The organism is Pseudomonas sp. 18175, from assembly GCF_050432925.1.
In the GTDB taxonomy this organism is placed as follows: domain Bacteria; phylum Pseudomonadota; class Gammaproteobacteria; order Pseudomonadales; family Pseudomonadaceae; genus Aquipseudomonas.
This window is the reverse complement of record NZ_JBKFTO010000009.1, coordinates 122,226-148,261: the sequence shown is the minus strand read 5'-3', so window position 1 is coordinate 148,261 and position 26,036 is coordinate 122,226. Positions and strand designations below refer to the sequence as shown.

The following is a 26,036-nucleotide window of genomic DNA, read 5'->3' as shown; positions in this document are numbered from 1 at the left end:
ACACACCATGGCTAAAGACATTCTCTGTGCATTTGGCGTCGACGTTGACGCTGTCGCCGGCTGGCTCGGGTCCTACGGCGGCGAGGACTCGCCGGACGACATCTCCCGCGGCCTGTTCGCTGGTGAAATCGGCGCGCCGCGCCTGCTCAAATTGTTTGAGCGCTACGGCCTGCGCACCACCTGGTTTATCCCCGGCCACTCGATGGAAACCTTCCCTGAGCAGATGAAAGCCGTGGCCGACGCCGGCCACGAGATCGGCGTGCATGGCTATAGCCATGAAAACCCCATCGCCATGACCGCCGAGCAGGAAGAAATCGTCCTCGATAAATCCATCGAGCTGATCACCCAAGTCACCGGCAAGCGCCCCACTGGCTACGTTGCACCGTGGTGGGAATTCAGCAAGGTCACCAACGAACTGCTGCTGAAAAAAGGCATCAAGTACGACCACAGCCTGATGCACAACGACTTTCACCCCTACTACGTGCGCAAGGGCGACACCTGGACCAAGATCGACTACAGCCAGCACCCCGACACCTGGATGAAACCCCTGGTACGCGGCGAAGAAACCGACTTGGTGGAGATCCCGGCCAACTGGTACCTGGACGACCTGCCGCCGATGATGTTCATCAAAAAGGCCCCCAACAGCCACGGCTTCGTCAACCCGCGTCACCTTGAAGAAATGTGGCGCGACCAGTTCGACTGGGTCTACCGCGAACACGAACACGCGGTGTTCACCATGACCATCCACCCCGACGTGTCCGGCCGCCCGCAAGTGCTGTTGATGCTGGAGCGGTTGATCGAACACATCCAGAGCCATGCCGGTGTGCGCTTCGTCACCTTCGACGAAATCGCCGATGACTTCATCCGCCGTCAACCGCGTACCTGACCCTTTGCCCCCACCCCCGAGGCGCGACTCATGTCCATCTACAACAAGCTTGACCTGACTGGCTGGAAACCCCGGCAACTCACCTCCAAGGAAGTGCGTTTTGCCACCTGGATCGCGTTTTTCGCCTGGGTGTTTGCGGTGTATGACTTCATTCTGTTTGGCACCTTGCTGCCGGAGATCGGCCGGCACTTTGGTTGGGGTGAAGTGGAGCAAGCCGAGATCGCGACCTGGGTGGCGGTGGGTACCGCCGTGGTTGCCCTGGCCATCGGCCCTATCGTCGATAAGTTGGGGCGCCGCAAAGGCATCATTTTCACCGTGGCCGGTTCTGCACTGTGCTCGGCACTGACAGCGATCGGCGGCGCGTGGGGCAAGTCGCCGCTGATTCTGATCCGTTCGCTGGGCGGCCTGGGTTACGCCGAGGAAACCGTCAATGCCACCTATTTGACCGAGCTGTATGGCGCCTCCGAAGACCCGCGCCTGACCAAGCGTCGCGGCTTTATCTACAGCCTGGTGCAGGGCGGCTGGCCGGTGGGTGCGTTGATTGCTGCCGGTTTGACCGCGCTGCTGTTGCCGATCATCGGTTGGCAGGGTTGCTTTATCTTCGCCGCGATCCCGGCGGTGGTGATCGCGATCATGGCGCGCAAGCTCAAGGAGAGCCCGCAGTTCCAGATCCACCAACGCATCAGCCAACTGCGCAAAAGCGGCGCGGTCACCGAAGCGCAAAACGTTGCCGTCACCTATGGCGTGGACTACGACGAACACAGCAAGGCGGGCCTTAAAGCCGCGTTCCGTGGCCCGGCGCGCCGTGCCACCTTGGTGATTGGTGCGGCGCTGTTGCTCAACTGGGCAGCGATCCAAGTGTTCAGCGTGTTGGGCACTTCGGTGATCGTCAGCGTGCACCACATCTCGTTCGAGAACTCGCTGATCATCCTCGTGCTGTCGAACCTGGTGGGTTACTGCGGCTACCTCAGCCACGGCTGGATGGGTGACAAGATCGGCCGTCGCAACGTGATCGGCCTGGGTTGGATGCTCGGCGGCCTGGCATTCGCCGGCATGCTGTTTGGCCCAAGCAATATGGCGATGGTGGTGGGGCTGTACAGCCTGGGCCTGTTCTTCCTGATCGGGCCGTACTCGGCGGCACTGTTTTTTATCAGCGAAAGCTTCCCCACCAGCATCCGTGCCACTGGCGGCGCAATCATCCATGCCATGGGCCCGATTGGTGCGGTGGTCGCAGGTTTTGGTGCCACCCAGGTGCTGTCCGCCGGCAGCGACTGGCAGACCGCTGCGCTGTGGTTCGGCGCGGTGCCGTGCTTCTTGTCCGGCATGTTGATGTTTGCTGCGCGCCATGTGCGCCCGGAAACCGTTCAGTAAGGAGTGTGTGATGAGCCGTAAAGTTGCCTTGATTACCGGTGCCGCCAGCGGCATCGGCCAAGCCCTCGCCGTGGCCTATGCGCGCAACGGTGTGGCGGTGGTCGGCGGGTATTACCCGACCGACCCCCATGACCCGCAAACCACCGTCGCGATGGTGGAAGAAGCCGGCGGCGAATGCCTGATGCTGCCGCTGGACGTGGGCAATACCGACTCGGTGGATGCCCTGGCCGAACAAGCCGTGCAGCACTTTGGTCGCCTCGATTACGCCGTGGCCAACGCCGGCTTGCTGCGCCGTGCGCCGCTGTTGGAGATGACCGACGCACTGTGGGACGAGATGCTCAATGTCGACCTGACGGGGGTGATGCGCACCTTCCGTGCGGCCACCCGGCATATGAACGAAGGCGGCGCGCTGGTGGCGATCTCATCGATTGCCGGTGGTGTGTATGGCTGGCAGGAACACAGCCACTACGCGGCGGCCAAGGCCGGTGTGCCGGGGTTGTGCCGCTCGCTGGCGGTGGAGTTGGCGGCCAAGGGCATCCGCTGCAATGCGGTGATCCCGGGGTTGATCGAGACGCCCCAATCCTTGGATGCGAAGAACTCGCTGGGGCCTGAGGGGCTGGCGAAAGCGGCGCGAGCGATTCCGCTGGGCCGGGTAGGGCGGGCGGATGAAGTGGCGTCGTTGGTGCAGTTTTTGACCAGTGAGGCGTCGAGTTATTTGACCGGGCAAAGCATCGTCATCGACGGCGGCCTGACCGTGCGCTGGCCGGACTGAATGTACGGGGTCCAAATGTGGGAGCGGGCTTGCTCGCGAAAGCGGTGGTTCAGATAAATCAATGGTGACTGACACACCGCATTCGCGAGCAAGCCCGCTCCCACATTGGATCTGTGTTTGATCCAGGAGAATTTACATGCCTCAACTTTCTAACCGCCGCGCCGTCATCACCGGCGCCGGCAGCGGCATCGGTGCCGCCATCGCCCGTGCCTACGCCGCCGAAGGCGCACGGCTGGTGCTGGCCGACCGCAACGCCGCCAGCCTCGCCGAAACCGCGATCACCTGCCGTAACCTCGGTGCCGAGGTCTTCGAGTGCCTGGGCGATGTAGGCACCGTCGAAGGCGCCCAAGCCAGTGTGGATAAATGCGTCGAACACTTCGGCGGCATCGACATCCTGGTCAATAACGCCGGCATGCTCACCCAGGCGCGTTGCGTGGACCTCACCCTCGAGATGTGGAACGACATGCTGCGCGTCGACCTCACCAGCGTATTCATCGCCAGCCAGCGCGCCTTGCCCCACATGCTCGCGCAGCGCTGGGGGCGAATCATTAATGTCGCGTCCCAGCTAGGCATCAAAGGCGGCGCCGAGCTCACCCACTACGCCGCCGCCAAGGCCGGGGTGATCGGCTTCACTAAATCCCTGGCCCTGGAAGTGGCCAAGGACAATGTGCTGGTCAACGCCATCGCCCCAGGCCCGATTGAAACGCCGCTGGTGGGCGGCATCAGCGACGACTGGAAACGCGCCAAGGCCAAGGAGCTGCCCCTGGGCCGTTTCGGCCTGGCCGATGAAGTGGCGCCCACCGCTGTGCTGCTGGCCAGTGAGCCGGGCGGCAACCTGTTCGTTGGCCAGACCCTGGGCCCGAACTCCGGCGATGTCATGCCATGAGCGAGGTGTAGCCATGTGCGGACTCTGCGGACTGCTCGGCGAAGACCTGCACTGGAGCGACCCTTTGGGCGATGAGTTGCCCAGGCGCCGCGAACGGCTGCGCCGGATTGCGGCGATCAACCAGGTGTTGGCGGTGTTCCGGCTCAAGGTCGAGGACTTTCAGGGCGCCTCTTATCTGTTGCTCGGCGCCACCGGCAAACAGGCACTGGCCAGTGGGTTGGATCAGCTCTGGCAGGCCGCCGAAACCATGCTTGGCCGACCGTTGGATCCCCTCGACCCCAAACTGCTCGACCACCTTGAACACTGACTGTGGCGAGGGAGCTTGCTCCCGCTGGAGTGCGCAGCGCTCCCAAGTTTTTGGGGCCGCTACGCAGCCCAGCGGGAGCAAGCTCCCTCGCCACAATGGGAAACGACTATGAGCATCGCCCTTAATGTCATCACCGGCTTCCTCGGCAGCGGCAAGACCACTTTGCTCAAGCGTCTGCTGCAAGGCGAAAGCCTCGGTGACACTGCACTGTTGATCAACGAATTCGGCGATGTCGGTATCGACCACCTGTTGGTGGAAGAAGTCGCCCCCGACACCGTGTTGCTGCCCAGCGGCTGCGTGTGTTGCTCGATTCGCGGCGAGTTGAAGGACGCGCTGCTGGGGCTGCTGCAACGCCGCGAACGCGGTGAAATTCCGGCGTTCAAACGGGTGATTTTGGAAACCACCGGCCTGGCCGATCCGGCGCCGATCCTCGCTACCTTGAACAACGACGTGCAACTGCGCGGGCGCTTCCATATTGGCCTGGTGATTACCCTGGTGGACGCCAGCCACGCGGCCCTGCAAGAACGCCTGCACCCGGAATGGCTGGCCCAGGTGGCCGCAGCGGATCGCCTGCTGCTGAGCAAGACCGACCTGGCGGGCGATTGCACGGTGCTGCGTACGCACTTGCAAGCGCTGAACGCCGGTACGCCGATCCTCAACACCCAGGACATCCATAGCGGCGACCAACTGCTGCTCGGCGAAGGCCTGCGCAGTGCCGAACCCGCCGTTGAAGTCAGCCGCTGGCAGCTGCATCAACCCACCACCGCCACCCACGGCACCGCGCAAGTGTGCTGCCTGACCTTCGATCAGCCGTTGGATTGGGTTGGCTTCGGGGTGTGGCTGTCGATGCTGTTAAGATGCCACGGCGAACGAATCCTCCGGGTCAAAGGACTGCTCAACGTGAACGCTAGTAACGCCCCCATCGTCATCCATGGCGTGCAGCATTGCCTGCATGCACCGGTCCATTTGCCGGCCTGGCCGGGCAGTGACCGTCAATCGCGCCTGGTGTTTATCCTGCGTGGCCTTGACCCGGTGGTGTTGCGCCGCTCGTTTGAAGTGTTCTCGCGGCGGTTCGCGGCATGATCACACTGCGTGTGCTCGGCACCTCCGTGACCCTGCTTGAATGTTTGCGTGTACGTGCCGAACAAGAACTGGGCATTCGCCTGGTGTACCAGGTGCATGACGTCGAGCAGGCCCAGCGCATCGCCGTGATGCAACCCGACAGCTATGACCTGTATGACCAATGGTTCCACAACGTCGACTTTGTGTGGCCAGCGCGGGCGATCCAACCCATCGACACCCGGCGCATTGCGCTGTGGCACGAGATCAATGACCTGCCCAAGCGCGGCCGCCTGTCGCCCAACGACCGTCTGGGCAGCGGCAGCGTGCCCAGCGAGCGCCTGTTCGTGCAGCACGATGGCAGCCTCGCCAGCACGGTCACCGAGCGCATCAGCATGCTGCCCCTGACCCATAACGCCGACAGCTTCGCCTACCGCCCCGAGCGTTTGCCCGAAGGTTTTTGCCACGGCAATGAAAGCTGGGGCTGGCTGCTGGACCCCGCCTGGAGTGCGCGCACCGCCCTGCAAAGCGACGCCGCCATCGGTGCTTTGGATGCCGCGCTGGCGGTGCAGGGCGCGGGGTTGGCGCAGTTCAAGGACATCGGCAACATGAGCATCGAAGAGATCGACGTGCTCGCCGATATCCTCGTGCGCAAACAGAAAGAAGGCCACTTCGCCGCGTTCTGGTCCGATGACGAAGAGGCCGCACAATTGATGCTCAGCCCCAGCATCGATATCCAGAGCCTGTGGTCGCCGACCCTAATGCGCCTGCACCGTGCCGGGGTCAAATACCGCTTGGCGGTGCCCCGTGAAGGCTATCGCGCCTGGTTTGGCGGCTTGTCGCTGTCCCGGCATGCCCAAGGCCCGGTGCTGGATGCGGCGTATGCCTATCTCAACTGGTGGCTGTCGGGCTGGCCCGGTGCGGTGATGGCCCGCCAGGGTTACTACATCGGCAACCCTGCCCGCAGCCGTGACCACCTCAGCAGCGCCGAGTGGGACTACTGGTACGCCGGCAAACCTGCCCGCGAAGAGTTGCTGGGCAGCGATGGTTTGCCGCTGATCGATATCGGCGAAGTGCGCGACGGCGGCTCCTATGAACAGCGCATGGGGCATATCGCGGTATGGAACTCGGTGATGGACGAGCACAACTACCTGGTGCGGCGTTGGGGCGACTTTATGCGGGCGCGCGGCTGAAGCTTGTCGCCAATAAAATGGCAGTAAAATCCCCGGTTTTATTGGGTGCACATATGGCTTGTCCCAGCTAATCTGCTCAAACCGAATATTCAATTCAAATGGATATTTTTTTGACGGTTGGTCAGGCTGCCAGGAATGCATATGACGAAGGGACGGAGTGGCACAGAGCGGCGGGCGCTGCCCAGAGGCGCTGCAATGAGGTGGCGCCACACGTTCCAAACCCGGATTGCCGGGGTGCTGGCGTTGCTGCTGCTGGTGGTGGTTGCCGCCACGTATTTCGCGGTGAAAACCGCCACCACCCGCGCCGTGGAAAACCAGGCGCAAGTCCAACTGAAAACCGGCACACAAGTGTTCGAGCGCCTGCTGGACCTGCGTGGGCGCCGCCTGCAATACGGGCTGGACTGGCTCACCGTCGATATTCCCTTTAAACAGGCCGTGGCCGAAGGCAAGACCGTGCCGATCCTGGCCGCGTTGCGTCGCCACGGCACCGGTATCCGCGCCAGTGAAGTCTTTGTGCTGGGCCTGGACGGCAAGGTCGTGGTCAGCACGTTGCCGGTGTTTACCCGCGGTCAGTCGTTCCCCTATGGCGAGGCCCTGCGCCAAGCGCGGCGCAGTGGCCTGCAGATGCTGATCGTGGCCATGGATGGGCGCCCCTATCTGTTGGTGCAGGATGAAGTGCTCGACCCGATGCCCATTGCACGCGTTGTGATGGGCTTTCCCATGGACAAACTGTTCGCCGATGAACTGCGCTCCATGAGCAACCTGGAGGTGTCCTTCCTCAGCGTACAAAACGGCCAGCCCGGCCCGCTGTACAGCACTCACCCCGATGCGTACCAAGCCACCCTTGTCAGCCTACTGCGCAATCAACACATCGACCCCGATGCGCAGATCAACCTGTTCTATGGCCAACGCGTGCTCAGCCAAGTGTTGCCGCTGGCCAATACCGGCGACGGCGATGACGTGCGGGTGTTGCTGCAAAGCCCGCTGGACCATGCCCTGGAATCCTTTGCGCCGCTGGACCGGCAGTTCCTCGGGATTGCCCTGGCGGTGCTGGTGGTGTCGTTGGCCGGTGCGTTGTTTTTGGCCCGACGGGTGTCGCGCCCGCTGAACGCGTTGGTGCAGGCCGCCGAGCGCATCGGTGCCGGTGACTACCGCTCGCCGGTGCGGGTGCGCAGCCACGACGAGTTCGGCCTACTGGCCCGCGCCTTCAACGCCATGCAAAGCGGTATCGCCGTGCGCGAACGGCAACTGGCCCATAACGCCTTGCATGACCCGCTCACCGGCCTGCCCAATCGCGCCCTGGCCATGGAGCGCCTGGGCAGTGCGATCAGCGCGCGCCGGCCGGTGGTGTTGTTGTACCTGGGGATCGAAAACTACCGGGTGATCAACGAAGGCTTCGGCCCCGAGGGTGTCGAGGAGATGCTGCGCGAAGCCAGCCGCTGCCTGTCCATGAGCCTGTTGGCCAGCGACACCGCAGCGCGTATCGCCGGCAGCGAGTTTCTGGTGTTGTTGGAAAATACCGAGATCGACCGCGCCGTCGCCCGCGCCGACCGCCTCTACGCACTGCTCACCGAGCCCCAGCGTATCGGCAACGACGAAGTGCGCCATGAAGTGAGCATCGGCATTGCCGCGTACCCCGATGACGGCCAACAGGTCGAAGAGTTGATCAGCCGCGCCGCCATCGCCCGGCATGACGCAGCGAGCCTGCCGGGGCACTTGCAGATCTACCAGCAGGACCGCGACCTGGCCCACCAACGTCAGATTACGTTGATCCGCGACCTGCGCCGCGCCGCCGTCGAAGGCGAGTTGTACCTGTGCTACCAGCCCAAGCTCGACCTCAAGCACGGCCATGTGCGCCAAGCCGAAGCCTTGCTGCGCTGGCAGCACCCAACCCTGGGGCTGGTGTCGCCTGCCGAATTTATCCCCTTGGCCGAACGTACCGGCAGCATGGCCAGCCTGACCCTTTGGGTGATCGAAGAAGCCATCCGCCAGATCGGCGAGTGGGCGCAGCGCGGCATGCTTATCCAGCTGTCGGTGAACATCTCCGTGGACGACCTGGCCAATGATGATCTGGCGGTGCACGTCACTGCTTTGTTGATGCAGTACCAGGTGGAGGCTGAGCAACTGATCTTCGAGATCACCGAAAGCGCGATCATGCACAACCCGCAACAGGCTCTCAGCGTGCTGGAGCAACTGCGGGGCTGTGGCATCAGCCTGTCGGTGGACGACTTTGGCACCGGCTACTCGTCCTTGGCGCAATTGCAGCGCCTGCCGGTGCAGGAATTGAAGATCGACCAATCCTTTGTGCGCAACCTCGACAGCACCAGCGGCGACGGGGTGATCGTGCGCTCCACCATCGAAATGAGCCATAACCTGGGCCTGCGGGTGGTGGCCGAAGGCGTGGAGTTCGCGCCGAGCCTGAAGCTGCTCAAGCAGTGGAAGTGCGATACCGCCCAGGGCTATCTCATCAGCCGGCCGTTGAACGCCATGGCCTTCGAGATGTGGATGCGCCGTGAGCGGGTGCCGCTCTAGAAAAAGGCCTTTTGCGCGGCTACAGATTCTTTGGGCTGCGCCGATAAGCTCTACATACCTTGACCGGTTGCATAGGTTTTAGCCGACCAACGGTCAGGCTTTACGCTAAAATCAATGATGGCAATTTGCCTTGCTTGCGTCATCATCTACGTCGTGACACGCATTGCTTAAGTTTCAGTGCCAAGGCAGGCCGCCTATTTTTCTATTGCCGCGCGGACCCTTGATGAATCGGATTTTCCTGCAACTTTCCTTTGCTGCTTTGATGCTCTCGGCCCATGACCTGGCGCGCGCGGCGACCCTCGACGTGGTGCTGCGCCAGGCCGACCAGACGCCGGTCAGCGACGCCGTGGTGACCCTGCAAGGCCCGGTCGGTGCGCCGGTCGGAACGCTCAAGGCCGACATGGACCAACGCGGCCAGAAATTCGCGCCCCATGTGCTGGCGGTTCACACCGGCACCCAGGTGCGCTTCCCCAACAGCGACAATATCCGTCACCAGGTCTATTCGTTTTCGGCGGCCAAGCGCTTTGAACTGCGCCTGTACGAAGGCACACCTACCGACCCGCTGCTGTTCGACAAGCCCGGCGTGGTGGTGCTCGGCTGCAATATCCACGACTGGATGCTCGGCTACATCTACGTCACCGACGACCCACGCTTCGGCGTCAGCGATGCCCAGGGCCGCGTGCGCCTGGCCGACCTGCCGGCCGGCGCCTACCACGTCACCCTGTGGCACCCGCAATTGGCCGGCATGCAACCGCGGGACGGCGGCACGCTGAACATTCCGGCGGCGGGGCTGAGCCACGCCGTGCAGCTGAGCCTGGAGCCACCGTCCGCCGACTTGCCACCCACCCCTACACCGACGGCCTTTGGCGATGCCTTCAACCGAGCTGCCCGTGAAACTGCGCAGTAGTTTCCAGGCGCGTGTCGCCAGTGTGCTGATCCTGCTGTTGCTGGTGGTGATCGGCGCGCTGTACTTCAGCGTGAAAGCCGCAACGGGCGACGCCGTGCGCAGTCAGGCCAAGGCGCAACTGGATGTCGGCGCGCGGGTGTTCGAACGCTTGCTGGACGTGCGTGGTCGACGCCTGGCCGATGGCGTGCAACTGCTGGCGGCAGATTTCGGTTTTCGCGATGCAGTGGCCAGCGGCGACTCGGCGACGATGCGCTCGGTGCTGCTCAACCATGGCCGCCGCATCAATGCCAGCGACATGATCTTGTTGGGCATGGATGGCAAGGTCCTGGCCAGCACCCTGGAGGCAGTGCCCGAGGGCTCCATCTTTCGCTTCGACCAGGCCCTGCGTGACGCACGGCGCAATCGCCAGGCCATGTTGATGGTGCCGCTGCAAGGCCAGCCGCACCTGCTGGTGGAAGCGCCCGTGCTGGCGCCGCTGCCGATTGCGCGGGTAGTGATGGGGTTCAGCATGGACGCAGCCTTCGCCGAAGAACTGCATGGGTTGAGCAACCTGCAGGTGTCGTTCCTGGCGATTGACGGCCAGCAGCCTGGCGAGTTGGTCAGCACCCAGCCTGCGTTGCTGCGCGACAGCATCATTGCGTTGATGCGCGCAGACTCTGGCCGCCGTGGCGTGGCCACCACCGAGCACTTGGAGCACAGCTTTCTCAGCCAGTCCCTGGTACTTGCCAGTGACGACCAAGGCCAAGTGCTGGCGCTGCTGCAAAGCCCCTTGGATGCAGCGATGCAGGCCTTTGTGCCACTGGATGAAAAGATCCTCGGCATTGCCCTGATCGCGCTGTTGGCCTCGTTGATCGGCGCCTTGTTGTTGGCCCGCGGCGTGTCGCGCCCGGTGCAGGCGCTGGCGCTGGCGGCCGAGCGCATCGGCCAGGGTGACTACCAGACCCCAGTTTTGCTGGAACGCAGCGATGAACTGGGGCGCTTGGCCCATGCGGTCAATTCCATGCAAAGCGGCATCGCCGAGCGTGAGCATCAACTGGCCCATAACGCCCTGCATGATCGCCTTACCGGCCTGCCCAATCGTGCGCTGGCGATGGAGCGCCTGGGCAGTGCCATTGCGCTCCAACGGCCCGTGGCGGTGATCTACCTGGGCATCGACAACCTGCGCGCCGCCAGCGAAACCGCCGGGCTCGATGCGGTTGACCAACTGCTGCTGGGCATCAGCCGGCGCCTGCAAGCCGCGCTGCGCCCCGGCGATACCCTGGCCCACTTGATTGCCGATGAGTTCCTGCTATTGCTCGATGGCGCCGGCAGCGACGAAGCGGTGGGCATGGCCGACCAGCTGCAACAACTGCTGCTGCGCCCCCAACGCATCAACGGGCATGACCTGGCGCTGGACTGCCGCCTGGGCATTGCGGCTTACCCGGCCGATGGCGAAAGCGCCCACACCCTGTTGGAACGCGCAGCCATCGCCATGAAAGATGCCGCACAGATGCCTGGCCGCCTGCAGGTCTACGAGCAGGGCCGCGACCTTGCGCACCGCCGGCAAATCACCCTGATCCGCGACCTGCGCCACGCGCCGAATCAGGGCCAGTTGCTGCTGCACTACCAGCCCAAGCTGGACATCCGCCAAGGCCATGTACGCCAGGCCGAAGCCCTGCTGCGTTGGCAGCATCCGCAGTTCGGCATGGTCTCGCCGGCAGAATTCATCCCCCTCGCCGAACGTTCAGGCAGCATTCAATTGCTGACCCAGTGGGTGATCGAGGAGGGCATTCGCCAACTGTGCGAATGGAACCGGCGCGGCCTGTACCTGCAACTGTCGCTGAACATCTCGGCCGATGATTTGCTCGGCGACGAACTGGCCCATCGGGTCTCGGCGTTGTTGCGTCGCTATGGCCTGCCCGCCGAACAACTGCTGTTCGAGATCACCGAAAGCGCGGTGATGCGCGAGCCGGAAAAAGCCCTGAAAGTCCTGCACCTGCTGCGCGACTGCGGCATCAGCCTGTCGGTGGATGACTTCGGCACCGGTTATTCGTCGCTGGCGCACCTCAAGCGCCTGCCGGTGCAAGAGTTGAAGATCGACCAATCCTTTGTGCGCAACCTCGATGAAACCAGTGAAGACGCGGTGATCGTGCGCTCCACCATCGAGATGAGCCACAACCTGGGCCTCAAGGTGGTCGCCGAGGGCGTTGAATACGCCCACAGCCTGCGCCTGCTGGAGCGCTGGCAGTGCGACACGGCCCAGGGTTACCTGATCAGTCGGCCCTTGAGCGCCGACGCTTTCGAAGCCTGGGTGGCGTTGCCCCTCAGTGCGCAAACTTCCCTGGTTCATTGAGTGGCATGAGCGTGCGTTTTTCTTTTCTGATCGGTTGCCTGGGTGCACTGACCTTGCAAACGGCGTGGGCCGATAACGGCCGCCTGATCGCCACTGGCGGCGCCAGCAGCCTTGAAGGCGCGGCGGGCGGCGGCATCACGCCGTGGGCAGTACTGGCTGGTTACGGCGAACAACATGAGTGGGGCGCCACGGCGTTCGCCACCACGGTTAACCTGCCGGACTACCGGCTCGATGTGGCCGGGCTGGCGCTGGCGTATGACAACCGGGTCGAAGTGTCTTTTGCCCGCCAGCGCTTCGACCTCGGCACCCTGGTGCACACGCTCAACCTGCCTGAAGACAACCTCGGCCAGGACGTGCTCGGCCTCAAGGTGCGCCTGTTTGGCGATGTGATCTATGACGCCTTGCCCCAGGTTTCATTGGGGCTGGAGTACAAGCACCAGACCAACTTCGACATCCCCAACCTCGTGGGCGCCAAACGCGACAGCGACGTCGAAGGCTACCTCGCCGCCAGTCGCCTGTTCATGGGCGCGGCCTTTGGTTACAACGTGCTGGTCAACGGCAGCCTGCGCTACAGCCGCGCCAATGAAACCGGCTTGCTCGGCTTTGGCGGCGACCGCCGTGACAGCCGCAGCCTGCTCAAGGAGGGCTCGGTGGCGGTGCTGTTCAACCCGCGCTGGGCGCTGGGCGTGGAGTACCGCGAAAAGCCCGACAACCTGTCGTTTGCCGGTGAGAGCGATTGGGCCGATGTGTTTGTCGGCTACTTCCCGAACAAGCATGTGTCGTTTGTATTGGCCTACGCACGCCTAGGGGAAATCGCCACGCTGGATAATCAGAACGGCACCTACTTGTCTGTGCAGGGGAGTTTCTGATGCGTTTGCTACCCGCCGTATTGGTTTTGTTGCTCAGCGCCTGTGCCCAGCAACCGCCGAAGGATGACAGCCTGTACCGCGACCTCGGCGCCATGCCCGGCATCACGCGGATTGTTGAAGGCATGTTGCTCAACATCGCCCGTGATGAGCGCATCGTTGAGCGTTTTCGGCGTATTGATATCCAGCGCCTGCGCAACAAATTGATCGAGCAGTTCTGTGTGGAAGCGGGCGGGCCGTGCACTTATACCGGGGATAGCATGGCGGAGAGTCACAAGGGGCAGAACGTGAGCCGCAGTGACTTCAATGCGCTGGTGGAAGACTTGATCAAGGCGATGGATCAAGAGGGCATCTCGGTGCCCGTACAAAATCGCCTGATTGCCCGGTTGGCGGTGATGCGCGGTGAAGTGATCGAACACTGACCCCCAGACAATGAGGTTCAAATGTGGGAGCGGGCTTGCTCGCGAATGCGGTGGATCAGTAACAGATGCTTTGACTGACACACCGCATTCGCGAGCAAGCCCGCTCCCACATTTTGATCTGCGTTGTAAATGAAAAAGGCGGCGACCTGTTGAGGGTCGCCGCCTTTTTATGACCGCCAGTAAAGCTTAATCCGGCAGTTTAAACGCCATCACATAGTCACCCTGCTTGGTACCCAGGGAACCATGACCACCCGCCACGACCAGCACGTATTGCTTGCCGTCCTTGCCGGTGTAGGTCATCGGTGTGGTTTGCGCGCCTGCTGGCAGGCGGCCTTCCCACAGTTGCTTGCCGTTTTTCACGTCGTAGGCACGCAGGTACTGGTCCAGGGTGCCGCTGAGGAACGACACGCCACCGGCGGTGGTGAACGTACCGCCCAGGCTAGGTACGCCCATGGTCAGCGGGATCGGAACCGGCGAGCTGTCGCGCACGGTGCCGTTCTTGTGCATCCAGATGGTTTGGTGGTTGGTCAGGTCGACCGCTGCCACATAACCCCAGGCCGGCGCCTGGCACGGCAGGCCCAGTGGCGACAGCAGCGCTTCGAGGATCACACCGTACGGTGCGCCTTTGTTCGGCTGTACGCCTTCGGTTTCGCTGACCCGTGGGCCTTGTTTGGCAATGTCGGCAGCCGGGATCAGCTTGGACTTGAACGCCATGTAGCTTGGGTTGACGAAGGCAATCTGGCGTACCGGGTCGACGGAGATGCCGCCCCAGTCGAACACGCCGAAGTTACCTGGGTACACGATCGAGCCTTGCAGCGACGGCGGGGTGAACGGGCCGTCATAGCGCATCGACTTGAAGTCGATCCGGCAGATCAGTTGGTCGAACGGGGTCACGCCCCACATGTCGCGTTCTTTCAACGGCGGCGGCATGAAGTTCAGGTCGGACTTGGGTTGGGTCGGGGAGGTGTGATCACCGGCCACTGCGCCTTGCGGTACAGGGATTTCGTTGATCGGCACTACCGGCTTGCCGTTGCTGCGGTCCAGCACGTAGATGCTGCCTTGCTTGGTCGATGCCATTACCGCTTGCTTCACGCCGTCAGCGGTCTTGATGTCGATCAGGGTTGGCTGGCCGCCTACGTCCATGTCCCACAGGTCATGGTGCGTGAACTGGAAGGTCCATTTCACGTGGCCGCTGTCGATGTCCAGGGCGGTCAGGCCGGCGCTGTAGCGTTCCGAGTCTTCGGTACGGTCGCCGCCATATTGGTCAGGCATCTGGTTGCCCATCGGCAGGTACAGGGTGCCGAGTTTTTCATCCACGGCGAACATGGACCACATGTTCGGCGAGTTGCGGGTGTAGGTTTTGCCCTCGGCCAACGGGGTGGTGTCGTCCGGGTTGCCGCTGTCCCAGTTCCACACCAGCTTGCCGGTGTGTACGTCGAACGCGCGGATCACGCCGCTTGGCTCGTCGGTGGAGACGTTGTCGGTCACGTGACCGCCGATCACGACCAGGTTCTTGGTCACGGCCGGTGGCGAAGTGGAGTAGTAACCGCCTGGGGCGAAGCTGCCGATGTTGGCACGCAGGTCAACCTGGCCTTTGTCACCGAAGTCTTCGCACATCTTGCCGGTGTCGGCGTTCAGGGCGATCAGACGGGTGTCGGCGGTCGGTACGAAGATGCGTTTTGGGCAGGCAGTCGGCGCGGCAGCCGGGCTGGCGCTGCCGGTCGGGCTCTGCTCAGAAGCGTACACAGCGTCATCGTGATACGACACGCCACGGCAAGTCATGTGGGCCCAGCCCTTGAAGTTCTCGGCGCCCATGCTGCTGATCTTCGGATCGAAGCGCCAGATTTCCTTGCCGGTGTCCGGGTCCAGGGCAATCACTTGACTGTGCGGAGTACACACATAGAGCATGCCGTTGACTTTCAGCGGGGTGTTTTCCGCGGTGGTCTCGCCTGGATCATTCGGGCCAGGGATGTCGCCGGTGCGGTAGGTCCAGGCAGGCACCAACTTGCTAACGTTTTGCGGTGTGATCTGTGCCAGGGGCGAGTAGCGATCACCAAAGGCCGAGCGGCCGTAGGAGTTCCAGTCGCCATCGGGTTGAGCCGGCGCAGCGCTGGCCATGCCAGGTACAGCGTCGCGGTCCAGTTGACCGGTCTTGACCATTTCACCTGGGTTGGTGAATTGGCTGGCCAGGGCGGTAACGCCCGCCAGTACCACAGCGATGCTCAGCGCGCCGGTGCCCAGCGGTGCAGGTTGGCTGCGCAGCAACGGACGGCGAAACCACGGCAGCAGCATGACGATGCCCAAGGCAAACAGCAGGGCCAGGCGCGGCACCAACTGCCACCAGTCCAGGCCCACTTCCCACAAGGCCCACACGGTGCTGGCGAACAGCACCACTGCGTACAGGCCCAGCGCGGCGCGGTGGTTCGCCAACAGCAACAGGCCGGTCAGGGCGATGCCGATACCCGCCAGCAGGTAGTACAGCGACCCGCCGAGCATCGTCAGCTTGATACCCCCGGCCAACAAGGCCAGGCCCATGATCAGCAGCAAGACGCCTAGCAGCCTGGGCAACAGGCGGCTTTGGCTCGAAGCACCATCAGTGCTCATAGTGTGTTTCTCCGTGACGTTGGAATTATGTAACCCCGTGCTTCACTGTAGATGACGATTCGGCACAGGCTTGGTTCAGCGTTATTTGGTTTTTCTGGGGATAAGGGGGGTTATCCACAGGCGGGCGATTTATTCCCAGGCGCGGAGGGGTGTAAGACAGCGCTGTCTTTGCGAAGGCGGAGATTCGGCAAGATGGGATCGACCGGGAGAGTGAAACGTTTCAGGTTGTTGCCGGGAAGGATAAAGGGAGTTGTCTTGGAGAGAAAGGACGAATCGCGATATGCATCATTTCTGAATTGGTAACAGTGACCAAGTGTCGCTGCAATAAACCCTGCGGAAGCGGGCTTTTGTGGGAGCGGGCTTGCTCGCGAAAGCGGTGTGTCAGTCAAAGATATTTCAACTGATCCACCGCTTTCGCGAGCAAGCCCGCTCCCACATAAACCCTGTTTCTACAGGAAAATGGCGGTGTTTGTTAGAAGGTGGTGCGGATGCCAAATTGCACGCTTCTGCCTGGTGCAGGGGCAATATCCCGCAGGATCGAGCTGGCATAACGCACAGTCTGGTTGGTCAGGTTTTCCCCGTTCACAAACGCCAGCCACTGGCTGCCACCCACGTTGAAGCGGTAACCCGCGCTCGCACCCAGGGTGGTGTAGCCATCGGTGCCGCTTTCGTTATCCGGCACACGGCCTTGGCCAGCGGCATGTTCCACGTCGATGCGTGCCTGCCAGCGGTCCAGTTCCCACAGCAAGCCGCTGTTCAAGCGCAATGGGGCGATGCGGGGCAGGGCTTCGCCGGTGTCCAGGTTGGTGGCGCGGGTGTAGTCGCCCGACAGCTCCAGGGCGAATTTACCGTAGGCACCTTCGCCGAGTTTCCAGTGATCCTGGGCTTCGAAGCCGGCGAAACGGGCGCGTACGCCGGAGTATTTGTACTCAGGGATGCCGTCTGCGTCTTCTTCACCTTCATCGTTCAGCGTACGACCACTGCCCAGCAGGCCGATGTAATTGGAGAAGTGGCTGTAGAACACGCCAAAGCTGCCCTTGTGGGTGCCATTGTCAAAGCGCAGCGCCAGGTCGCTGGACACGGCTTTTTCTTTTTTCAGGTTAGCGTCGCCCAACTCGTAGGTACCGGTGGCCACATGGGCGCCGTTGGCATACAGCTCGTAGAACGTCGGCGCACGCTCGGTGTAGCCCAACGTCGCGGCCACCGACCAGACCGGCGTGAGGGTGTACACCGCGCCCGACGACAGGCTGCCGGCAGTGAAATCGTTGGATTTATCGGCACCGGCAAAGCGTTCGTTGCCTTTGGCGTCCGGATCCACGCTGGTGTGTTCCAGGCGCCCGCCAAGGCTGAGTTTGAGGCGCTCGGTGGCCTGCATTTCTTCGAGGATAAACAGCGCGCCAGCGTTGGTGTCGGTCTGCGGCACGAAGGCTTCTTCGCCCAGGGCCGAGAATTCGTTACGGGTTACTTGGGCGCCGACTACGCCATCGAATGGGCCGATGGGCTGGTGACGTGCTTCCACACGCGCTTCATAGCCTTTGTTCTTGAAAATCGTGCCGGTCTCGCCGCCTTCAATTTCACGGTGTTCGTAGTCGGTGTAACCCGCATCGACTTTTACCGAGGTAAACGGGCCTTGCAGGTTGCGGATCTCGGACGCGAAGGCGTAGTGATCCTGCTTCATGCGGATGCGCACGTCCTGCTCGGCGGGGGAGCCGTAGTTGGCGTCGTAGCTGCTATAGGACAAACCGGCATAACCGTCATCCCAGGTGTAGGACCCCCCCACTGCGCCGCCGTCCTGGCGCCCGTCGCTGTTGCCCAGGCGGCCGTTTTTGCCGGGGGCGTCATCGCTCTCTGGCGCGTGACGGCTGCGGGCCTGGCCAGGAATTTTCAGGTCGTTGAATTCCCGCGCATTGGCGTCCAGGTGCAGGGCAAAGGTGCCGTTGCCGGCTTCCAGCTTGCCCGCGCTGCTGCGGGTGGTGTCGGCGCCGCCGTAGCGCAGTTCACCGGCGCCGTGGATGCCTTCGATGGCTTCTGTGGGGATGCGGTTGTCGAAGGTGTTGACCACGCCGCCGATGGCGCTGCCGCCGTACAACAGGGCCGCCGGGCCACGCACGATTTCGATGCGATCGACGTTGACCGGGTCCAGCGGCACCGCGTGGTCGTAGGACAGCGACGACGCATCCAGCGCGCCCACGCCGTTGCGCAGGATGCGGATGCGGTCGCCATCCTGGCCACGGATGATCGGCCGGCTGGCGCCCGGGCCGAAGTATGACGACGACACGCCTGGCTGCTTGTTGAGGGTTTCACCCAGGCTGCCTTTTTGTTGCAGGGTCAGGTCATCACCTTCCAGCACCGTGGTGGGTGAAGCGAGCTGTTCGCTACCCAACGGATTACCCGTGATGACTTGGGGTTGCAGCTCAAGGGCGTGGGCTTCGGAGCTGATCAGCAGGGCGGCGGCAAGCGGGGTCAAGCGCCACAGAGAAGAGAGAGACATCGGACATTCCTTGGCAAAACGGCGAAAAGATTTGAAAGTAATAGTTACAATATAACATCTCTTTTTCGCTGGGAACGGGAACTTTTTATAACTGGGTGGGTGGGGTGATAAGGTGTGCGCCTTCGTGAGTACTTTTTTCATAGGCCCGGCATGACCGCGACAAGCAACGACCCTCTCCACGGCGTGACCCTGCAACACGTCCTCACCACTCTGGTGGAACACTACGAATGGGCGGGCCTGGCCGAGCGCATTGATATCCGTTGCTTCAAAAGCGACCCGAGCATCAAGTCGAGCCTGACTTTCTTGCGCAAAACCCCGTGGGCGCGGGAGAAAGTCGAAGGGTTGTACGTGAAGCTGATGCGCACCAAACGCCCACTGGACTGACCCCATGAAGCGGTTCGTGGCAGCAACGGCGCTGGCCGGTTGGGCGGGGCTGGCGATCCAGCAATACCTGATTTTCTATTCGCGCTGGGAGTCCGGTGCCAGCCTGCTGGGCGGGCTGGTCAATTTTTTCAGTTTCTTCACGGTGCTGACCAACACCTTGGCGGCGGTGGTGTTGAGCTATGCCGTGGTCAATCGGGACTCAAGCGCCAAGCGGTTTTTTCTCGCGCCCAAGGTCAGCGGCGGCATCGCAGTAAGCATTGTGGTGGTGGGCCTGGCCTACAACCTGTTGCTGCGGCATTTGTGGCAGCCCGAAGGCTTCCAATTTATCGCCGACGAGTTGCTGCACGACGTGATGCCGGTGCTGTTTTTGATCTACTGGTGGCGGTGCGTGCCCAAGGGTGCTTTGCAGCTCAAGCACATCGGCGCCTGGGGGATTTACCCGCTGGTGTATTTCGCCTATGCGCTGTTGCGGGGGGATTTGCTCGGGCAGTATCAGTACCCGTTTATCGACGTGGGCACCCTGGGTTATCCACAAGTGTTTGTGAATGCCGGGGGGATTTTGGCGGGGTTTGTGCTGGTTGCGTTGGCGGTGGTGGGCCTGGACAAGTCCTTGAAGTCACCGCTGAATTAATGTGGGAGCGGGCTTGCTCGCGAATGCGGTGGACCAGTCAATAAATTCAGCGACTGACACTCCGTATTCGCGAGCAAGCCCGCTCCCACAGTGTTGACCGAGTCTGGATCAGTCTTCTTCGCTGCCTTCTGCACGCCAGTAACCGACGGCCTTCAGGAACTCTTCGTTGACGTGATGGGTGTCGAGCAACACGCGGCGCACCTGGCGCGACACCTTGGTTTCCATCGCCACAAAGCTGTACAACGAACCACTCGGCAGCGTCAATTTCTGCACCGTTTCCAACAGGTCGTCCTGGTCGCGAATCACCCAAATCACTTCAACATCCGCTGCACTTTTGAGCGTCTGCTTTTCCGCTGCGTCGGCAACCTCGATCACTGCCAGCACCTTGCGCCCGGCTGGCAACTCCTCGAGGCGCCGCGCAATGGCGGGCAGGGCGGTTTCATCGCCGATCAGCAGGTAGCTGTCGAAGATGTCCGGCACGATCATCGAACCCCGTGGCCCGCCGATATACAGGTGCTGGCCGACCTGCACCTGCTCGGCCCAGGTGGACGCAGGGCCATCGCCGTGCAGCACAAAATCAATGTCCAGCTCGCCGATATCCAGGTCAAAACGCCGTGGCGTGTAGTCGCGCATCGCCGGTTGCGGGCCATCGCCCTTGATGCTGAACGTCGGGCTTTCCAGCGCAGCCTGTTCGGCAGCGTTCTGCGGGAACAGCAGCTTGATGTGGTCGTCGCTGCCCAGGCTGACAAAGCCCGCCAGTTCAGGCCCTCCCAAGGTGATGCGGCGCATGCGCGCAGTGATATCGACCACGCGCAGTACTTCGAGGCGGCGGCGTTTGATTTCGTGACTGACGCGGTGGATCACTTGGTTATTCATTGGTCTTTCCCGTCGGCAATGGCTTGAGCGGTGCGATTGAGCAGCGCCGCGACACGAACGATTTCTTCCGGGCTCCAGCGCCCGTGGTGCGAATGCAAGGCATGGCGCAGGTTGTGCACCGCCTCGTGGATCTCCGGCGGGCGGTCATGGCCGCGCAGCGAGCGCTTGCTCACGTCGATGCGCATGCGCACGCCGTCCAGGGCAACCTGTTGTTCGCTTAAGAAGAGACGACCGGCGTCAGTGATTGTGTAGCGTTTTTTTCCGCCTTCTGGGTCGCTGACGATCAGGTCGCTTTCTTCCAGAAAGGTCAGGGTCGGGTAAATCACGCCGGGACTGGGGCTGTAGGCACCGTCGAACAGGCTTTCGATCCGGCGGATCAAGTCATAGCCATGGCAGGGCTGCTCGGCGATCAGCGCCGGCAGCAGCAATTTCAAGTCGCCGGGTGCAAATACCCGGGGGCCGCGACCGCGGCCTGCGCGCGGGTCAAAGCCGTCGCGCTGGTGAGGATGGTCTCGCATAGGTAGGAGCCTCTGTGTGTGTCTAGATATAACGTAAGATATATCTTACTGCGTGCGCAAGCACTTCTGACAAACGGTTGTTTTGCCTGTTTCCGGGTTATGAGTCGGGCCCGGACTCATGCCCTTGCAACCGCTGCACCACGTCCCGGGTGAGGCGGCGAGCGAGGTTCTCCTCACTGGGGACGGCGTCGGTGAAGCCTGCTGCGAGCAAGCGTTCATAAGTCTGCGGGCTCATTGGTTGGCCGCTGAAGACCTCGGCATGTGGGGCGTTGACTGCATCGGCCAGGGCTTGCAGGCGCGGTTTGAGCAGCGCCTGTTCCGCCGGACCGGCGCTGGCCCATTGGTTTTGGGTGAACAGCAAGTCGTCCAGCGGGTCGATCAACGCATTGGCGCGCGCGATGCTGGCCTGAAACGCCGACGCGTGGGTGTCGCGCAGGTAGCGATCCCAGAACGCTTGCTCGCGCATGCCGTCCACCAGGCCGTCGCCGGCCTCCAGGCGCATCACGTGGTCGAAGGCGCGGTTGAGGAGGGTCAGGTCAACCTCGGCGGTGGCGCGGTAGTGCATGTGCGGCGACACCCACGGCAGTTTCAGGCGCGCCTTCAGCCCGCTGTGATAGGCCAGGTACACCTCCACTTCATCCACCGTGCCGGGTTCGCCGTCGATGACGTTGGTGCTGAAACGCAAGCCCTGGCCGCCTTCTGCCCGAGGCTGGATGCGCTGGCGGATGTCGGCCTGGGCCGCTTGGTTGAGGCGATCCAGGCGGGACTTGCCCCTGGCCAGGTGCGCCAGTTTCAACTCGCGCTCCTGGCCGTGCAGGTCACGGTTGATCTCCACCAACTGCACCTCAATGCCCATTGCATTGAAGGTATGTGCGCCGGCATCGGCGCAGGTCACCGGGTTACTGGCCATCTGGAACAGGCGCGTGCGTAAGTCGGCATCGGTCGCCATGGCCAGCAGCATGCGCCAAACCTTGTCGGTCAGGTCACCGCGCCCCTGTTCATACAACTCGGCATCGGCGTCATCCTCAAACAGCGTCGAGGGTTCCAGGCTTTTGAGCACCTCGAAGAACCCTTGGGAGCCGTGCTCAGCCTCGATGTCTTGCCAGAGCTCCTGCAACCAGGCTTGGTGTTGCGGTGTTTCGGTTTCCAGCCAGAAGCGCGCATCGCCCTTGGGCGGATAGCTGCGATAGGGGTCCAGCCCGATTTCCAGGCGATAGCTGACCAGCAGTTGATCGTCGCTGGCGCTCAGGTGATTGCGGTCCAGGCGGGTGTACGCCAGCAGTTGGGCTTCGGGTTGCCAGGGCAGAAACTGCGGCAGGCGGTTGATCGCGGTGTTCTGCACATCCAGGTAAAAGCCCCAGGGGCGGGGTTGATCGAACAAGCCCTCGGGCCAGTCGCTGATCCCCGTGTTACGCAGCGACAGCGCCTCCAGATGCGGCAGGCCAGCCAGGTTCGGGGCCTGCACCAGATGCCGGTTGTGGCCCAACGACAACTGGCGTAGGTGGGACAGTTCGGCGAGTTGCCTCAGGCTCACGGGGGCCCACTCAATCGGGTTGCTTTCCAGGCTCAAATACGTCAGCGACGGCATGCTCCGGATGGCTTGCGGCAGTTGGGTCAATTGGTTGCCGCGCAGGCTGAGGCTGACCAGCTGCGGGAAGCTGTCGAGTAACAGGGTGTCGTTATCCAGCAGGCCTGCGTCGATCATTTCCAGGTGCAGCACATGGTCGAAGTTGGCGCGCAGGCGCAAGTTGCCCAACAGCCCTGTCAGCCTTATTCCTTGTAGGCTCAGGCGCACGCCAGAGTCGTCGGTGCCGAGGTTTTCTTCCCAAGTGCGCAACAGCGCCTTTGCCAGGTAGTAGCGTTGATCGGCCACTCCCGGTGCTTCGGAGATCGGGGCGGTATTGATCCAATTGCTCAGGTCGACGTGCAGTTCGGCTTTCTCGATTTCGCGGGCCTCGAAGCGCTGGCGTTGCAGCGGGTCGCTCAGGCTGTGCAGGTAGCTGTCGATCAACGCTTGCTCGGCGTAGGGGTACAGCACTTTGACCCGCTGCTCCAGAGTGCCGGGGAATAAATCACTGCTCCATGGCGCTACCGGATGCATGGGTTTTTGCAGCCAGGGTGAGTAGGCCGTGGGCGCCGCTGTGCCCGGTTGCGGCCCCGCCATCACGGTGCGGCGTGCTTCGGGGGCGAGCAGTGTGTCCATCACCCAACCCTTGAGCGCCTGGCCCGTGCCCAGCGCCTCGCGTTTGGCCGTGGGCAGGGCGTTGAGCAGCGCGTCAAACAAGTCGGCAGCCGGTTGCAACCGTTGCTGATGCTCGTCGTAAACCTCATACACACCGTCGGTTTTCAGCAGCAGGCGACGCTGGCGGGCGTCTTGTGGCCCGGCACTGGCGCGCACGTTGGCAATCGGCGTGTGCTGGCGGATTTCGATGCGGCAATCGTGCAGGTTGTCGCTGAACAGGCGCAGGGCGTCGAGCACCATTTGTTCGGTTTGTGGGGTCAGCAGTTGGGGGTCGTAGAAACCTTGATAGGCGTGGGCGCTGCGGGCTTGCAGCTGCCACTCGCGGGCCAGGTTTTTCAGGCGCAGCGGCAGGCGTTTTTGCGTGTCCAGCACCGCCAGCTCATCGGGCCGTGCCTGCTCCAGTATGTGGCGCACCAGGCTCTTGGGCAGGCCGGGGCAGGCTTCGCGCACGCGCAGGCCACGTTCGGTGGTGAGGTCTTCGCTGTGGCGGTAGAGGTAGGCGAACAGCGAGCCTCTGCGCTGGGCCAGGTGGTCGGCCAGGCGGTTGCGCAGGGCGTCGATGCGCGCTGCGCGGCTGTCGGGGAGCTCGCCGAGCAGGCCGGTGAGCTGGGGAGTATCGAGCGTATCCACCAGGCGTTCCGGCAACCTGCCCTGGTTCAAGTCATCGCGACTGATGGCCAGGGTGTGCGGCGCATCGGGCTCGCCAAAGCGCAGGTGCTCGCCGCTGAGGTCGGCATGTTCATACACCAGGATCGCTCGGTCGTGGGGCCAACCCGGCAGCTCACGGGCGACATGTGGGCTCCAGTAAGTGTCTTGATCCACCGGTTGGCCGGCGCGTAATTGCTCCGGTAAGTCGCTGGCCTGCTGGTGCAGGCGCACGCGCTTGAGGGTGTCGTCGAGCAACGGCGCCGCCAGTGTGTCGGCCTGCACGGCGCGCAGCGTGGCGTGGTCGAGGCCGCTGGTGCGCAGGATCTGCGCGTGTTGCGCCGGGATGAAAGGGCCGAGCGCTTGCAGGCGACGCTGATCGCTCCAGGCCCGTGGGCTGTCATTGCGCTGAAGCGGCGGCGCGTAGGCGTCGGCGCGGGTGGCGTGCTGGATGCGGTATTGGCCGGCCTCATGCTTGACTGCATAGTGCTCGCCCTCAAATCGCAGGATCCGTTGCCCAAGGTGGCTGTGCAGGCCCGACTCATCGGCGATCGAGCCGGCAGGCAGCTGCAGGTTTTGCCGGTAGGGCTGCGGGTCGGGGTTCCACAAGCGCGTCTTGCCGTTGACCTCGACCGGCTTCAACCCATTGACGAACACTGACTGGGCCAACTCCCCACCCACGCCAAACGCCCCCAGTTGCACCACATCACTGACCACCCCCACAAAATGCCCGGCGGCTTCCATCGCCTGGCCCTCGGCGAGGTCCACCACGCCCTCCACCAGTTCATCCAGCAGTTGGTAGGCGGTGTAGGCCAGCATCACTTCGCCCAGCAACGGTACGAAGGGCGTGATCACCAGCAGGGCCACATTGAGCACGCCTTCCAGGGTTTGACTGACCTTGTCCCACCAGGCCCAGCGTGCGCGGCGGTCGGCATCGGCAGTGGATACCGCGAGGCTGCGGCCATCGTTGAGGATCTTGTTCAACGCGGCCTGGTACAGCTGCAGCCACAGGTCGCCGTCGATACGCTCGGCGGCGAGAGTCGGGTGTTGTTGCAGCCCGCTGAAAAACGCCGAGCGTTCAGCGTGATCGACAAACTGGCTGAAAAACTGGCAGTAGTCGGGGGCTTTCAACTGTTCGAGCAGCGCGTTGCGCAACGCCAGGGTGCTGGGGAATTCGCGGATCGCGCCGTGGGGATCGTGGGGGATGTACGCCACGACTGGCACCACATCGGCGGCCCGGTCGAGGTCGGTGGCGACCAGCAAGATGCCGGTGAGCAATGTGCCCTGCATGCGCAGCCGATAAAACTGCATCACCCCGCGCTCGCCCTTCACCGTGCGTTGCAGGAGGTGAAAGGTGGCGGGCTCGATCTCAGTGTGCAGCTGCGCCAAATGCGCGGCGTTGGCCAGCGCGGCTTGTTGGCTGGCGATCACCTGAGGTTGCAGGTCTGCGCCGTCGAGCAGGTGCTGTTTCAGGTGCCGTGCGTACTGCGCGCCGATGTCCAGCTCGCGGCAGAGTGCGACGAATTGGGCGATGCTCATGCGGTCCTTATGCATCTCGATCATGAAGTGCCCGCGTGCGTCTGGGCGGGTGATGTAGCTGGAAGTGTCGGTAAAGGTTTCGTTACCGGCGAAGTTTTGCAGTGCGGCGTCCAGCAGCGACACGGTGCGGCTGGTGGTGCCCTTGAGCACTGTGCCTTTGGCGATCACCAGGAACAGGTGGGTGGTGCGCACATCCAACTCGATGGCGTAGCGTTGCAACAGCGCCGCTGTGAGCAACGGCGCGGCAAACGCATAGACGTCCTGTAGGTCTTTGAGGCGTTGGTCCACCGTGTTTTGCGTGGCCCAGGCCTGGGCGTTGGCGAGCTTTATTGGCCCATGGCGCTGGGCGTCGCTGCGCAGCAGCGGTGGCAGCTGCGCCATCGAGACCTGGCCCAGTGCCTGCGCCCGGGGCCAGGCAGTGGAGCCCAGCCAATCGGGCAGGTTGCGTGCAATCAATGAGTAATGCGGGCCTTTAGGCATGGCAGGTGACCTTGAATCATGGACAAGGCGCTCAGCCTATGAGCCCGGGCCTGGCACCGGGAGCTACATAGTTAAGGGAGGTAGATGTGTAGT

19 protein-coding genes are annotated in these 26,036 nt (G+C 62.7%); 14 read left to right on the top strand and 5 right to left on the bottom strand.

The window, feature by feature from the left end:
- Positions 1 to 7: 7 nt before the first annotated feature.
- From ACLD1Y_RS14625 to ACLD1Y_RS14570, 12 genes are all read left to right on the top strand, one after another.
- Positions 8 to 886, top strand: a complete 879-nt coding sequence (locus ACLD1Y_RS14625; RefSeq protein ID WP_003210406.1) for a polysaccharide deacetylase family protein — start codon at positions 8 to 10, stop codon at positions 884 to 886.
- 30 nt (positions 887 to 916) lie between these two features.
- Positions 917 to 2,257 carry an MFS transporter gene (locus tag ACLD1Y_RS14620; protein ID WP_429478614.1) on the top strand — a complete coding sequence of 447 codons (1,341 nt, stop codon included), beginning with the start codon at positions 917 to 919 and terminating at the stop codon, positions 2,255 to 2,257.
- A 10-nt stretch (positions 2,258 to 2,267) separates the two neighbouring features.
- Complete coding sequence (locus ACLD1Y_RS14615; protein ID WP_429478613.1) at positions 2,268 to 3,029, top strand: SDR family NAD(P)-dependent oxidoreductase; 762 nt, start codon at positions 2,268 to 2,270, stop codon at positions 3,027 to 3,029.
- 136 nt (positions 3,030 to 3,165) lie between these two features.
- Entirely contained in the window at positions 3,166 to 3,915 is a 750-nt protein-coding gene (locus ACLD1Y_RS14610; RefSeq protein ID WP_429478612.1) for an SDR family NAD(P)-dependent oxidoreductase, read from the top strand.
- Positions 3,916 to 3,928: 13 nt separating this feature from the next.
- A complete protein-coding gene (locus ACLD1Y_RS14605; RefSeq protein ID WP_429478611.1) occupies positions 3,929 to 4,222 on the top strand; it encodes a hypothetical protein in 294 nt (97 codons plus the stop codon).
- A 108-nt stretch (positions 4,223 to 4,330) separates the two neighbouring features.
- Complete coding sequence (locus tag ACLD1Y_RS14600; protein ID WP_429478610.1) at positions 4,331 to 5,305, top strand: CobW family GTP-binding protein; 975 nt, start codon at positions 4,331 to 4,333, stop codon at positions 5,303 to 5,305.
- Complete coding sequence (locus ACLD1Y_RS14595; protein WP_429478609.1) at positions 5,302 to 6,474, top strand: ABC transporter substrate-binding protein; 1,173 nt, start codon at positions 5,302 to 5,304, stop codon at positions 6,472 to 6,474. Before ACLD1Y_RS14600 ends, ACLD1Y_RS14595 begins: the two co-directional genes overlap by 4 nt.
- A 195-nt stretch (positions 6,475 to 6,669) precedes the next feature.
- Positions 6,670 to 9,006, top strand: coding sequence for a putative bifunctional diguanylate cyclase/phosphodiesterase (locus tag ACLD1Y_RS14590; protein ID WP_429478608.1), 2,337 nt, complete (start codon positions 6,670 to 6,672; stop codon positions 9,004 to 9,006).
- A gap of 223 nt (positions 9,007 to 9,229) precedes the next feature.
- On the top strand, positions 9,230 to 9,913 hold the full coding sequence (locus tag ACLD1Y_RS14585; protein WP_429478607.1) for a methylamine utilization protein: 684 nt from the start codon (positions 9,230 to 9,232) through the stop codon (positions 9,911 to 9,913).
- The gene (locus ACLD1Y_RS14580; protein ID WP_429478606.1) at positions 9,897 to 12,245 is read left to right on the top strand and encodes an EAL domain-containing protein; all 2,349 of its coding nucleotides are present in this window, start codon (positions 9,897 to 9,899) and stop codon (positions 12,243 to 12,245) included. The genes ACLD1Y_RS14585 and ACLD1Y_RS14580 overlap by 17 nt, the downstream gene beginning before the upstream one ends.
- A gap of 5 nt (positions 12,246 to 12,250) precedes the next feature.
- Positions 12,251 to 13,114 (top strand): DUF3034 family protein, encoded by an 864-nt coding sequence (locus ACLD1Y_RS14575; RefSeq protein ID WP_429478604.1) that lies wholly within the window; start codon positions 12,251 to 12,253, stop codon positions 13,112 to 13,114.
- A complete protein-coding gene (locus ACLD1Y_RS14570; protein ID WP_429478603.1) occupies positions 13,114 to 13,533 on the top strand; it encodes a group I truncated hemoglobin in 420 nt (139 codons plus the stop codon). The genes ACLD1Y_RS14575 and ACLD1Y_RS14570 overlap by 1 nt, the downstream gene beginning before the upstream one ends.
- Positions 13,534 to 13,719: 186 nt before the next feature.
- Here the strand turns inward: ACLD1Y_RS14570 and ACLD1Y_RS14565 are convergent, their stop codons facing one another.
- On the bottom strand, positions 13,720 to 16,137 hold the full coding sequence (locus tag ACLD1Y_RS14565) for a glucose/quinate/shikimate family membrane-bound PQQ-dependent dehydrogenase (RefSeq protein ID WP_429478602.1): 2,418 nt from the start codon (positions 16,135 to 16,137) through the stop codon (positions 13,720 to 13,722).
- 472 nt (positions 16,138 to 16,609) lie between these two features.
- Entirely contained in the window at positions 16,610 to 18,628 is a 2,019-nt protein-coding gene (locus ACLD1Y_RS14560; protein ID WP_429478601.1) for a TonB-dependent receptor, read from the bottom strand.
- 150 nt (positions 18,629 to 18,778) lie between these two features.
- On the opposite strand from ACLD1Y_RS14560, the gene ACLD1Y_RS14555 reads away from it, so the two are divergent.
- Both ACLD1Y_RS14555 and ACLD1Y_RS14550 read left to right on the top strand, forming a co-directional pair.
- Positions 18,779 to 19,012, top strand: coding sequence for a VF530 family DNA-binding protein (locus tag ACLD1Y_RS14555; protein ID WP_024073644.1), 234 nt, complete (start codon positions 18,779 to 18,781; stop codon positions 19,010 to 19,012).
- 4 nt (positions 19,013 to 19,016) lie between these two features.
- Entirely contained in the window at positions 19,017 to 19,643 is a 627-nt protein-coding gene (locus tag ACLD1Y_RS14550) for a Pr6Pr family membrane protein (RefSeq protein ID WP_429478600.1), read from the top strand.
- A gap of 108 nt (positions 19,644 to 19,751) precedes the next feature.
- Here the strand turns inward: ACLD1Y_RS14550 and ACLD1Y_RS14545 are convergent, their stop codons facing one another.
- The 3 genes from ACLD1Y_RS14545 to ACLD1Y_RS14535 form a co-directional block, all read right to left on the bottom strand.
- Positions 19,752 to 20,519, bottom strand: coding sequence for a siderophore-interacting protein (locus ACLD1Y_RS14545; protein ID WP_429478599.1), 768 nt, complete (start codon positions 20,517 to 20,519; stop codon positions 19,752 to 19,754).
- Positions 20,516 to 21,037, bottom strand: coding sequence for a PadR family transcriptional regulator (locus ACLD1Y_RS14540; RefSeq protein WP_429478598.1), 522 nt, complete (start codon positions 21,035 to 21,037; stop codon positions 20,516 to 20,518). The genes ACLD1Y_RS14545 and ACLD1Y_RS14540 overlap by 4 nt, the downstream gene beginning before the upstream one ends.
- 97 nt (positions 21,038 to 21,134) lie before the next feature.
- Positions 21,135 to 25,943, bottom strand: a complete 4,809-nt coding sequence (locus tag ACLD1Y_RS14535) for an NEL-type E3 ubiquitin ligase domain-containing protein (RefSeq protein ID WP_429478597.1) — start codon at positions 25,941 to 25,943, stop codon at positions 21,135 to 21,137.
- Between the last annotated feature and the right edge of the window lie 93 nt (positions 25,944 to 26,036).